Origin of the sequence: Nonomuraea ferruginea (assembly GCF_039540635.1) — a bacterium.
GTDB classification, from domain to species: Bacteria; Actinomycetota; Actinomycetes; order Streptosporangiales; family Streptosporangiaceae; genus Nonomuraea; species Nonomuraea ferruginea.
In genome coordinates this window covers 298,408-310,578 of the sequence record NZ_BAABFD010000005.1, presented here as the reverse complement: position 1 = coordinate 310,578, position 12,171 = coordinate 298,408, and the positions used below count along the sequence as shown (strand labels likewise).

7 protein-coding genes and 1 tRNA gene are annotated in these 12,171 nt (G+C 64.4%); 5 read left to right on the top strand and 3 right to left on the bottom strand.

The features are described 5' to 3' along the window. Window positions 1-26: 26 nt before the first annotated feature. Complete coding sequence (locus ABD999_RS12385; RefSeq protein WP_148030777.1) at window positions 27-1,394, bottom strand: LVIVD repeat-containing protein; 1,368 nt, start codon at window positions 1,392-1,394, stop codon at window positions 27-29. A gap of 55 nt (window positions 1,395-1,449) precedes the next feature. On the opposite strand from ABD999_RS12385, the gene ABD999_RS12380 reads away from it, so the two are divergent. Further along, complete coding sequence (locus tag ABD999_RS12380) at window positions 1,450-2,091, top strand: DUF305 domain-containing protein (RefSeq protein WP_271277076.1); 642 nt, start codon at window positions 1,450-1,452, stop codon at window positions 2,089-2,091. A gap of 5 nt (window positions 2,092-2,096) precedes the next feature. Here ABD999_RS12380 and ABD999_RS12375 read toward each other — a convergent pair whose 3' ends face one another. Continuing rightward, window positions 2,097-2,513, bottom strand: coding sequence for an SsgA family sporulation/cell division regulator (locus tag ABD999_RS12375; RefSeq protein ID WP_148030778.1), 417 nt, complete (start codon window positions 2,511-2,513; stop codon window positions 2,097-2,099). A gap of 434 nt (window positions 2,514-2,947) precedes the next feature. On the opposite strand from ABD999_RS12375, the gene ABD999_RS12370 reads away from it, so the two are divergent. The 4 genes from ABD999_RS12370 to ABD999_RS12355 all read left to right on the top strand — a co-directional run bounded on the left by ABD999_RS12370 (window position 2,948) and on the right by ABD999_RS12355 (window position 11,231). Further along, a tRNA-Val gene (locus tag ABD999_RS12370) sits at window positions 2,948-3,022 on the top strand. A gap of 1,234 nt (window positions 3,023-4,256) precedes the next feature. Further along, a complete protein-coding gene (locus tag ABD999_RS12365) occupies window positions 4,257-4,787 on the top strand; it encodes a hypothetical protein (RefSeq protein ID WP_271277075.1) in 531 nt (176 codons plus the stop codon). Between the two features lie 477 nt (window positions 4,788-5,264). Next, entirely contained in the window at window positions 5,265-10,463 is a 5,199-nt protein-coding gene (locus ABD999_RS12360) for a LamG-like jellyroll fold domain-containing protein (RefSeq protein WP_271277074.1), read from the top strand. Window positions 10,464-10,547: 84 nt separating this feature from the next. Then, complete coding sequence (locus ABD999_RS12355; RefSeq protein ID WP_271277073.1) at window positions 10,548-11,231, top strand: hypothetical protein; 684 nt, start codon at window positions 10,548-10,550, stop codon at window positions 11,229-11,231. 493 nt (window positions 11,232-11,724) lie between these two features. On the opposite strand, the gene ABD999_RS43910 is transcribed toward ABD999_RS12355, so the two are convergent. Continuing rightward, window positions 11,725-12,108 carry a helix-turn-helix domain-containing protein gene (locus tag ABD999_RS43910; RefSeq protein WP_364235754.1) on the bottom strand — a complete coding sequence of 128 codons (384 nt, stop codon included), beginning with the start codon at window positions 12,106-12,108 and terminating at the stop codon, window positions 11,725-11,727. Window positions 12,109-12,171 lie beyond the last annotated feature (63 nt).

Sequence of the window (12,171 nt, the reverse complement as noted above, 5' to 3'; positions counted from 1 at the left end):
CGCCCCGCCGGGGCGGCCCGCTCAGGTCAGTAGCTCTTCTGGGTCTGGACGTTGAAGTCGTCCATCTTGACGTCCTTGGCCGGATCCGTCAGCGGGTCGTCGATCTTCAGGACGTCCAGGCCCATCTGGATGTCGGCCGAGTACACGTACCCGTTGTAGTAGTACGCCGACCACGACCCGGCGATGCCCTCCTCCGGGTACGGGCCGCGCTCGAAGAAGCCGATCTCCTTGATGGCGTTGGAGTCGGTGAAGTCGAGGAAGGACACGCCACCCTGATACCAGGCCTGGACCATGATGTCCTTGCCCGGGATCGGCAGCAGCGAGCCGTTGTGGGCGACGCAGTTCTCGGTCTCCTGCTGCTCACGCGGGATCTTGAAGTAGCCGCGCTTCTCCAGCTTGCCGCCGACGATGTCGTACACCGCGTTCGCGCCCTTGGTGGCGGGGATCTCCGAGGTGCAGGTCGGGGACGAGCCGCCGCCCAGCTCGTCGGTGAACAGCACCTTGGTCGCGTCGTTGTTGAAGGTGGCCGAGTGCCAGATCTGGAAGTTCTCCTGGTCGGTGACCTGCTGGATCAGCTTGGGGCTCACCGGGTCGGTGATGTCGAGCAGGAAGCCGTCGCCGAAGCAGGCGGCCGCGGCCAGGTTCTTCTCCGGGTAGGCGGTGATGTCGTGGCAGCCGGTGCCCTCACCCTGGTTCTCGATCGGGATCTCCGGGGTCGCCAGCACCTTCGCGGAGGCCGGGTCGTCCATCGGGATCTCCACGATCTGCAGCAGCTGGTGAGGCGGCGGGCAGGTGTCGGAGGAGGGCTCGGGCCCGGGGGAGGAGACGTAGACGAGCAGCTTGTCGTCCGTGGGCACCATCGTGTGCGTGTGCGAGCCGCACTCGGTGGCGACGGCTCCCACGTACTTCGGGTTCTTCTTGTCGCTGACGTCGAAGATGCGCAGGCCCTCCCACGCGCCCCGGTCCTCCGTCGAGTCGCAGCCCTCGCCGCTGCGCGGCGCGTCGATCGACAGGATCACCAGGTTCTCGTGCACCGACACGTCGTTCTGCTGCGCCGGGCAGGTGACCTGGCTGACGATCTTCGGGGCGGTGGGGTCGCTGATGTCGAAGATCGAGAACCCGCCGAAGTTCCCCATGTAGAGGTAGTCACCCTGGAAGGCCAGGTCGGTGTTCCAGTCCATCGGGCCGTTGAGCGGGGCGGTGCGCGGCACGTTCGCCACGTGCGTGACGTTCTCGCTCGTCATCACCTCACCCGGCGAGGCCTCGCTCTGCGACGACTGAGGCCGCTGGCTGGCGGGCGGCGCCTCCGCCTCCGGCTCTGGGCTCCCCGCGCATGCGGTGACCAGCAGAAAGGCCGCCCCCAGCGCGGCCCATCGAACCTTGGCGAAGATCACGCCTGTCCCCCTCGTCTCATAGCTCAGTATGGAAGCTATGCCAGAGAGGTCCGGAATGCGCGCGCTATTGGTCACAGTTCTGCTGACATCGTCGGCCCTCGCGGCCTGCGGTGCGGAGGCGCCGCAGCCGTCACCGGTCGGCACCGAGGCGCCGGTGATCGTGCCGCAGAGCCCCGGCGCGACGGCCCGCACCGCGACCCCCGGCGAACGGATCGGGCAGGTGCCGGCCACCCCCACGGCGGCGGACGTGCGCTTCGCCGAAGGCATGATCCCCCACCACCGGCAGGCGCTGGAGATGACCGCCCTGGCGGCGAACCGCACCACCACGGCCTCCGTGCTCGGCTTCGCCGAGCAGATCGCGCTCAGCCAGCAGCCCGAGATCACCATCATGTCGGACTGGCTGGCCGCCCTGGGCCGCCGCGTCCCGTCCGGTCACGACCATCGGGGCATGGAGGGCTACGGCATGGCGACGGAGGAGCAGCTCAAGGCGCTACGCGCGGCCGAGGGCGGCGTCTTCGACCGCATGTTCCTGCAGCTCATGATCAGGCACCACGAGGGCGCGCTCAAGATGGCGGAGGAGGAGCTGGCCGGGGGCAGGGACCAGCGGATGCGTCTCATGGCCAGGGACATGTACGCGGGCCAGGGCATCGAGATCGCCAGGATGCGCAAGATCCTGGACAAGCTGCCCGCCCGTTGACCCGCTCAGCTGGACCAGAGCATGTTGGACAGCTCGGAGTCCAGATCCATGTAGTCGGTCTCCCGCCCGGCCGGCACCTTCTCGTAGGTGCGGTGCAGGAACTCCGTCAGCGGGGCCAGCGGCACCTCGAACAGCGCCTGCCCGAAGGGGGAGGTCAGACTGATGTGCAGCGTGCGCTCGCCGTCGGCGCGCGCCGGCCACACCTGCACGTCGCCGTCGCCGACCCGCCGGACGATGCCGACGGTCAGCAGCTCACGGGCGAAGATCCACTCGACCGGCTCGTCGTTCCCCACGTGGAAGGCCATGCGGATGGCGTACGGGTCGTCGGCTGTGTAGCTGAGCCCGGCGAGAAGGGGGACGGTAGTACGGTCGGGGACCACAAGCCGAAGGCCAAGCTCGGCGGAGACGGTGGTGCTGTTCATCGTCAGCCAAACCTTTTCGTCGTAGGTCCCCTCTACGGGGCTTTCACTGCTCGGGCGTACTTCGTCCTCGTCCGAGCTATGACGGCGGAACGAAGAAACCCGTTGGAAAGATTCCGCTCCGAGGGCCTTCTGTAACGCAACTCACAGCTGGACATTTAGGCATCTACCTGGCTAAACGGGATCAGTTGGGCCGTATTTGCAAGGGTTTTGCGTGCAGTGGATCTCGTTCAGGGAGCCGCCGACGACCGTTCTCGATAGTGAGCACGTCGGGCGTCTACCCGGGACACGACGATGGTATGCCACGAGCCTGCCACGGCGGTGGGCAACCGCCGCGTTTCACCCCGAATCCTCACCCTGCCGTCTATCGTTTCGCCAGCGGGTGCCGGAGTGCGGTATGGTTTTCCCCGTCGGGCCCCACGGGGGCCAGGCGGGGCGGGCGATTAGCTCAGCGGGAGAGCGCTTCGTTCACACCGAAGAGGTCACTGGTTCGATCCCAGTATCGCCCACCACATCGCAGCAGGTCAGAGGCCGGTTCTCCAATGGAGCGACCGGCCTTTTCGCTGTCTGGACCGTCGTTGGACCGTGGCCCGGGCCGTCACCCGCCCGGGTGGACCGTCACGGGACGGCAGGTCCCGGCACCCTCGCCGCGGTCCAGACGGTTCGCGATGTTCAACTGACCGGTCGTCGCTCGGGGCCTCTATCCGTGAGCGTGGGCTATCAGCGGGGGACCCGCTCATAGGGATCTACAGCGTAAAGTAGCGGCTATACTCAACGCCAGCGAGCAAGATCAGAAACTTGGTGAAGGTGTGGAGATGGCTCGCAACCTCATCGGTAACCCGCTGTGTCTGCCCGCCCAGGTCGGCGGCTCGCGAGTCACTTCGCCCGGAATCGGGCGTTTCCGCGTCGGGCTCCTGGCCCGCTTTGCTGAGCTACTGACCGGGCCGCAGATCGGGACCTGGCGACAAGCGCCCTTGCAGGATCCGAACCTGATGACTCCGTACGTCCCCGAGTGTCGCCGACTTGGGCACTCGCCCCGGAAGCCTCGATGTGAATCGAAACTGGACTCCTGACCGCAGGCCGTACGAATGGGGCGAGGCCCTGGCGGTCGGCGGTGGGCGGGCCCGAGTGAACGCCTGAGTCGATTCTGGATTTGGAGTCCTGGCTGAGGCCGTGCACCTTGGTCCCTCTCGACCGCCACCCGTCAGTTGCTCCTCTTCGCCAAGATCGTGGCGTGAGCCGGCTGGAGGGTAGAGGCGGCTGCGTCACCAGCTTCACGGTCTGGTCGACCTGACCGGTGTCTGGGTGCTCGCCGTGTTTGGCGGCGGCCGCTTCCGCTTGGCCGACTCCCGCGACTTGAAGGCGTATGCAGGGTCGGCGCCCATCACCCGCGTCTCGGATAAGAGCGTGGGAGTCTGGATGTGTGACGATTGAGTGGTCTCGGCAGGAGGTCTTCGAAGCGGTCAGGAAGCGATGGCTGCGTCCGGGCGCTGTGACGAAGGGGTACTTCGCCGTGGCTGTCGTGGCGGAGCCCGACGCCATGTTGGTGATCTTCCGCTGGCGGCGAGACCCGAACGTCTACGCCCTCAAGGTCGAGTTTCCGGCAAGTCGGAGAGCCCGTGGACTGGCCTGCCGGCGACCTCAATCGATGGATGGGCCGCAGACGTTGAGTATCTCCTCACGGAGGAACTCGATACCGGGCTGGTCCGTCGAAGCCGCCGGACGGTCCGGGAGGGTTACGTCCTGTTGGACACCCGTGATGCTCCTGACCTCTGGCCTGCGGGGTTCTTCATCAGTGCGGTCCCCTATGGTGAGGACGTCGTGCTTCCCATCTGGCAGGTGAAGGACGACTGGGAGAGCGTCCGCGCCATCCGGAGGTCGCCGCCGGCGTCGGTTGCCCCGCATGGGTCCAAGCCGGGCCGCTGGTTGGCCGAGGCGGGTATGGATGTCACCGTTCCCCGGCGGCTGATCGTCGAGGCCAGGCTTGCCTGCTGGCTTCAGGCCTACGTCGACGACGCCCGCGGGAGACTTTTTGTCGGTCATGCAGCCGCATCCTGGCAGGACAAGCGGCACGCCATCGCCCGTCTCGACGTGGTGCACGTCCAGCCCGGCATGCCATTAGAGGTAGGCGAGGCGCTGGTGCGTGTTGCGGTCCGCGAGGTCGCCGAGGTTGGTGCCCTGTGCGTGGTCACGGCGATCGACGGTCCCGAGCTCCGCGGACTGGGGTTTCGGCCCGCGAACGATGGCGGCCTCACGCTCCACACCAGGGAGTGCTGAACCGCAGATCAGATGTCTGCGGCCATCGGGTTAGAAGCAAGATCCTTTAGTGTCGCCAGTGCCGTTGGGCGTTGGTTTGTGCCGTCTCGGCGCTTTTTGCATGTCCGGCAGTACCGAATGCTGACGGCGCGTTACGGGACGTACGAGCACGCAGCGAGCACGGCGGCATCCGGCGCCCCACCCGGCGCGACCCCGACTAGCTGTAGGCGCATTCCCGGATTCGATTAGATCGCTTGAACTGCATGAACGTAGTAGGCAGGCGCAGTGATCGCTGACTCGGCCTCGGTGGCGGAGTGTGCCCTACCCGATGCTGAAAAGGATCTTTACTTTTAGTTCTGCCTTATGTGATGATCAGCCTGTTTTGCAACATCCGTTCGAAAGGCACGAATGAACCCATTACGAACAGCGTCTGGCTTATCCCGCCGGACGCGCCGCAGCGCTGCCCTGATCGCGGCTCTGACCTTGCCGCTCTCGCTGATGAGCGCACCCGCGATCGCCCAGGTCCCCACGCCACCCCCCACCGGCACTCCCACCCCCACACCCAAGACGCCACCCACCGCCCCCGACACGCCAACCAGCAAAGCGCTGGCGCAGGCCAAGAAGGACAACCGCCGCATCGAGATCGAGTCGCTGCGCTCGGAGAACGCCACCTACTACGCCAACCCCGACGGCAAGACCCTGCGGATGGAACAGCACCAGCACCCCATCCGGGTCAAGAACGCCAAGGGCGACGGTCTCACACCCGTCGACACCACACTGGTCGAGGCCGACGGTGTCATCAAGCCGAAAGCCGTCAAGGGCGAGCTGACCCTGTCGGCCGGTGACGACGCCTTCGTGCTGAAGAGCAAGGGCAGCAAGGGCTCGGCCACCATCGGCAGCCCCGGCAAACTCCCCAAGCCCACCATCGACGGCAGCACCGCCACCTACCCCTCGGTCTACGGCAACGGGATAGACCTGGTCGTCACCGCCACGGCGGCCGGCTTCAAGCAGGAGATCGTCCTGCGGGAGCGGATCAATGCCCCGGTCAGCTTCCGCATCCCTGCAACGGTGCCCAAGAACATGGCCCTCGACAAGGACACCGCGGGCAGACCGGCGCTGCTGTCCCAGGGCAAGAAGATCGCCGATCTGCCCCCGGCGCTGCTTCTCGACTCGGTCGCGGCCGACCTCGACAGCGATATCGACGCGGGCAAGGTGGGCCAGGCCACCGTCACCCTGGACGAGGGCGCTTCGGCGTTGGTCTATACCCCCGACCCGGCCTACCTCGCCGACCCTGCGGTCGCCTACCCGGTCACGCTGGCCGCGTTCGACGACGATTGGTGGGAGCCCGAGCTGGGCAACGACACTTTCGTCAACAACGCCGACTACCCCAACGGCTACGCCAACAGCGGCCTGGACCGGATCCTGGTCGGCAAGTCCAATGACGGCGCCGTCCGCTGGCGCAGCTACATCCGCTTCGACGAGTTCCCGGCCGACCACCCCATCCGGGGAGCAACGGTCCAGAACGCCGACCTGGTCTTGTGGAACCACCTGTCCAGCGACTGCGGCGAGTTCGTCGGATCCGGCATCACCGCCTACCAGGTGACCGAACGCTGGGACGTCTCCACGTTGACGTGGTCGTCCCAGCCGCGCATCACGACCACCGGAGCTGACACCGAGTACGCCGGCTACGCCGGTGAGAACTGCTCCGGCGCCATGAGCTACCCCTGGGACCTCATCCACTCCGTGGACGACATCGTCCAGGCTTGGGCGGACGGCGAGCCGAACTACGGCTTCCAACTCACCGCTGGCAACGAGTCCGACCTCAGGAATTGGCGACGCTACCGGACCAACGAGGCCGGCGGTTGCACCACAACCCCGCGGCAAGACTGCCTGGGCACTCTCCACCCGCCCATCCTCACCGTGGACTTCGAACCGCCTCCGATGGAGACGGAAGCCGTCTACTACTCTTACGAGGGGCCGGAGCTCACCGAACCGCCCACGTACGAGGAAGCCGTGGCAATGCGGGCGCAGACACATCCTGACGGGCCAAACCCCTCACCGGTGACATATGAGGAACTCCAGACCCTCGGCGAGAATCGCAGCTCCGTACCTACATACGTGAATGCGGACCACCTCCCGGATGACAATCCGCAACCCGAACCAGACACGACAGCTCCCAGGCTGGGGACGACGACGCCACCCTCTGATGCTACGGACGTCCCTACAAACGTCCAGATAGCTGCGCACTTCACCGAAGTGGTAAGCGATGCCGCCATCACTGTTGAGGATGCGCATGGCGTTGCGGTGGCTGGAAACGCCAGTATGAACTCGGAAAATGTCAAGCTTACCTTCTCTGCGAACACACCTTTGGCCGCTGGAAGTGTCTATACTGTCGAAGTCACTGATGCCAAGGACCGTACCGGCAATGTAATGACTCCCTACACTTGGTCGTTCACAACCGGCGGTGGCACCGATATTAGCCTCCCAACTGTGACCGGGACCGTCCCGGCACGAGACGCTGTGGACGTCCCGGCAGAAACCACCGTAAGGGTAACGTTCAGCGAGGCAGTGACTGATGTGCAGCTCACCGTCAGGGACTCTACTAACACGCCCGTGCAAGGCACGGTAATCCCTCTCAATAACTACGCCGAATGGCTTTTCACACCAAATTCCGACCTCATCGCTGAGACTACGTACCAGATCGACGTCTCCAACGCCAAAGACGCAACGGGTACTTCTATGGCGCCCTATATTTGGTCGTTTACCACAGGTGCAGGCGCGCCGCCTCCGACGCCGGGACTCGTAGCGGCCTATGGCATGAACGAAGGCTCCGGCATAAGCGTGGCCGACTCCTCCAGCCAGAACAATAACGGCACAGGCAGCAGCACCAGTTGGGCGAACGGCAAGTTTGGCAAGGCCCTGTCATTCAACGGCACTTCCAGTTGGGTCACTGTTCAGGACGCCGCGTCGCTGCGGCTGACGACCGGGATGACGTTGTCGGCCTGGGTCAACCCGTCCACGGTGGCCGACTGGAGCAGTGTGGTGGGCAAGGAACTGGACGAGGGCCTCTCGTACACCCTGTACGCCGCAACGGACTTCTCGGCTCCGGGCGGCTGGGTGCAGACCTCTCCCGACGATTCCTCGTACGTCGACGCGCTCACGCCGTTGCCGGTGAACACCTGGAGCCATCTGGCACTCACCTATGACAACACTGTGCTTCGGCTGTTCGTCGATGGCCAGCAGGTCGACGAGACCCCGCTCAGTGGCAGTCTCTTCGATGACGGCAGTCCGCTGCGCATCGGCGGTAACGCCGCTTACAGCGAGTACTTCAGCGGTCTGATCGACGAGGTGCGCGTTTACAACCGCGCCCAGAGTACAGCTGAGATCCAGGCCGATATGAATACCCCCGTCGGCTCCACCACACCGGACCCCGATCCCACACCCACCCCGACGCCCACGCCGGACCCCACGCCCGACCCGGTGCCGGGGTTGGTGGCGGCCTATGGCATGGAAGACGGCTCCGGCACGACGGTGGGCGACTCTTCCGGCTACGACAACACCGGGGCTGCCCGGGACACCACTTGGGCGACAGGCAAGCACGGCAAGGCGTTGTCGTTCAACGGCTCCTCGAGTTGGGTCACCGTCCAGCATGCCGCGTCGCTGCGTCTGCGAAACGCCCTGACTCTCTCGGCCTGGGTGCGGCCCTCGGCGTTGGATGGCTGGAGGACCGTGCTCTTGAAAGAGCACAGTTGGGGCGGGTCCTACGGCTTGTACGCCTCCACCGGCACTGGCCCGGCGGGCTGGCTGGAGACCGACGACGATGCCGGCGGAAGCGCGAGCAGCAATTTGTTGCCACTCAATCAGTGGAGCCATCTTGCGGTCACGTACAACGGCAATGCGGTCCGCCTGTACGTCAACGGCACCCAAGTCTCGCAGGCACCGCTGACCGGCGAACTCATCGACGATGGTGGCAGACTCCGGATCGGAGGCAACGCCGCCTTGGGCGAGTTCTACCGAGGCCTGATCGACGAGGTGCGCGTCTACAATCGCGCCCAGACCGCCACCGAGATCCAGACCGACATGAACATCCCCATCGGCGCTGCGGCCGCGAGCACGGCAGCGCAGCGGCTGCGGCAGAGCCTCGCCCCCCAGATTCAGAAGCTCGTGGTCGACGACGGCCAACGCGTGGACGGCGTCACCTTCACCTCCGACCTCACGCCGAACTTGACCGCCTGGCTGCGCGCCGGGCGCGACGGCGAGGCGAAGGTGGAAGTGGAGGTCGCCGGCAAGCCCACCAAGTCCGTCAAGGCGGGCAAGGGGGGCAAGGCAACCACGGACAAGCGGCTGATCTGGTCAGGGGAGGTCACGGCCAAGCCTGACGATACCCGGATATCTCTACAGGTCCCCAAGGGCAAGCTCCGGGACGGCGAGAAGGTGAGATGGCGAGCCCGGGTAATTACTGGCGATGCTCATGGCGCTTGGTCTACCTGGTACAGCCTTACCGTTAGTAAGTCCCAACAAGAAGGCGAGACACGTAAGGCCACCGCTCCAGCGGCGTCCAGCGAGCCGCCGGAGTTCTCGGTCGGTCATCTCACAGCAGAGGAATGCGAAGGCGACAGAGGGCCGGGTGGCGTGTACATATGGAAAAACGTCTACCTTCCCTTCACATGGTGCTACACCCACTGGTACGGCGTCACTCTCTATGCCATGGTCTGGGACGTTGCATTACAAAAATACGTCAAAGCTCCCGTCGGCTGGGTGCAGTTCCGCGGGTCGACGGTTATCAACACGCGTATCGGCCGGCAGAACAACGATCAAGCATGGGATGATCCCAATCGCAAGAGCCGCGACATCGACGTATGGTTCAAGATCAACCATATGCGTAAAACGGGGGTAACCCAAACCGCGACGATTCGCACCTATGTCAAGCTCGCCGGGTCTCCTTCGGGCTCACAGTGTCAGCCCATCACTGGAACCGGGCGACAGGCTTCACTGCCGGAGTGGGAGGGCGACAAGTATGCACAGTTCATCATCCGGTCGAATAAGGGAAATATAGGGCCGAACTTTCTGGGAACATGTACCATCAGTCCGTATATCGAGGTCGCCACCCCGCTTGGAGATGAGGACTTCGATCAGTTTAGAGATCCGGTACGCATCGCTTGCGATACGGAACGTGCAAACTTCAACTACGAAGGTGGTTGCATCTTCCAGGAGGCGAACAGAATTCTGCAATACGAAACAACTAGCCTTGCGCATGGACCGGTCGCTCGGCATATCAAGGATGCGTTCTACAATCCAACGGCCCCAGGCACTGCACCCGTCAAAAGCGACAAAGTCGTGCCAGGCAACTATGTGGCACCTCGCGGTAGCGGCCAAGGCCTACCGCTCCACAGGACCACTGACGCAGGCTTGCGCGCCGAAACCACGACCCAAAGGCAAAAGGGCTGCAACACACTCACCTTCTTCGTGCTCCACGAATGCGACGAATATCCCTTCAATTCCACCTGGGAAGGTGGTGGCCGTAAATGGAAAATGCGGCAGCCTCTGTCAGACAACTATTCGGTCCGATACGTATATCACTCGCCGAATGAAGCCGCCGGCACTCGCCTGACGTGGTTCTATTGGCGATATCGGATTATGGATGGCTCTCCATTCTGGGTCATGATCACCACGAACGATAACGCCGTGTATAAGTAACTCGACAGGACGGGGAAGGGAGTACCGTCTCCTCCCTTCCCGTCAACCTAAGCACAAATACATAACGAGAAGGATCTGCAGTCGGTGTTCGATATTACCTGGATTGATCTAATCTGCCTCGCTGCGGTGAAAGGCCGTGATATAGAGTCGGTCCGCCAGGTCATTGGAGCGGAAAACGAGCCCAGCTCTGGCGACGACGCGCGCTTCAACAGTGTTACCCCTCCTGAAGGCGCAATGTTGTCCGAATGGGGTGACGGCGTCCTGGTCTGCCAACTCGGCTCCGGAACTCGATGCGCTAAGCCCCAGACGTTGGCGGCCCTGGCAACAGCAAGAGGTACGGTCATGGCCACCTGCTGGCATGACCGGGGCATCAGTCCCGCGTATCCCGGATGGCATAACCTCCTTGCGCTGGCCGCAAATGGCCGTCTGCTGTCCGCGCTCGACCCTTCGAACCACCAACAGCAGCGGCTCGGTTACGACACTTCGGCTCTCGACCCCTATCTCGCCGGAGCTCGCTTCGACTACGAGACTATCCCCGTGTGGAGCCCGGCGGGCGAGACGATTGGATATGGTGCTGGCGGTTCGATTGTTGTGGCCCACTGGCGGTATGCCTGCCTTCTAGCCATAGAGAGATTCATGCAGGCTGAACTTCGTGAAAGTGTAGTGAGGTCCGTCGTCCCGGGCCGCAGCTTTTTTCTAAGCGGTTCTCTGCCGGAGTCGCCGGTACCTATCCCAGAATTCCTTAACTACTCCCCGGGAGGTGATTGATAGAGTAAAGTTTTTTCGTGCGCCCAGCAGAGCAGGAGGTGAAGCCGTGACGTAGCGGTGGATCTTGTTGTTCGTAAGCTCGTCGTCGCTTGCCGGTGGAAGTCCGGCCCGGGTAGCTGCCAGGAGGCCCGGTAGCAGGCTGGCGGCTTCGTCTGGAAACGGGTAGGGGCGAAGCCCAGCGTCAAAAGCCTTGATAGGGGAGCGACGGTGCGGGCCGTAGCATGAAGCGAAGCCTGCGGCGTCGTTACTCAGCCCTCCTTCGGGGCGGGACAGGGAGAGCCGAGCCTTTTCCGCAAGCTGGGCATCACCTCCCGCCGGCAGCTCAGAGAACTGCCGCTTCCCTGATCAGACAGGCAGACGGGCTTACCCGGCGGGCGTACGCCTATGGCCAGCCAGACCAGCGCGATACCAAGGCCCATGAATCGGCCCTCCTTCCTGGCGGGCAGGGCGGGGCGGGGGCGGCGGCGAGTACGCCAACCTCCCCTGCACCGGGTCACGAGCGCCCGAAGGCGGCGAAGCCCGCCATGACGTGCCGCATCCCCCAGGCGGTCATAGTGGCCCGGAGACACATCCGGGGGAGACACCGGCTTCGCCGCCAGTCTGGATAGCCGCCGCTCACCGCGCTACCTCCTGGGCAGCGCCGATTGTCGACGGGGCTGCCCAGCGCCCGGTACAGCGCTGACCTGCCGACGCCGAACTCGCGGGCGATCTGTGTGACGGACTGGCCGCGCGCCCGGCGGGCCCGGGCGGCGGCGAGGCCGGGCCACCCGACGGATTCTTCACTATTCCCGGCCCCTTCCTGCGCTACCTCACTATCGACGGCCTCGACCGCGTAACCGACCAGCGCAAGCTCATCCGGCTCCGGGGCCGGATCCACGCCGCGGCTCGGGTCGCCGCCGAAGGATGCCACACCACCTACTACGCCACCGACTCAGCCCTC

Coding starts and splice junctions, on each gene's coding strand:
- ABD999_RS12375 (WP_148030778.1), bottom strand. CDS start 2,513: ATGAACAGCACCACCGTCTCCGCCGAGCTTGGCCTTCGGCTTGTGGTC.
- ABD999_RS12360 (WP_271277074.1), top strand. CDS start 5,265: ATGAGCGCACCCGCGATCGCCCAGGTCCCCACGCCACCCCCCACCGGC.
- ABD999_RS12380 (WP_271277076.1), top strand. CDS start 1,450: ATGCGCGCGCTATTGGTCACAGTTCTGCTGACATCGTCGGCCCTCGCG.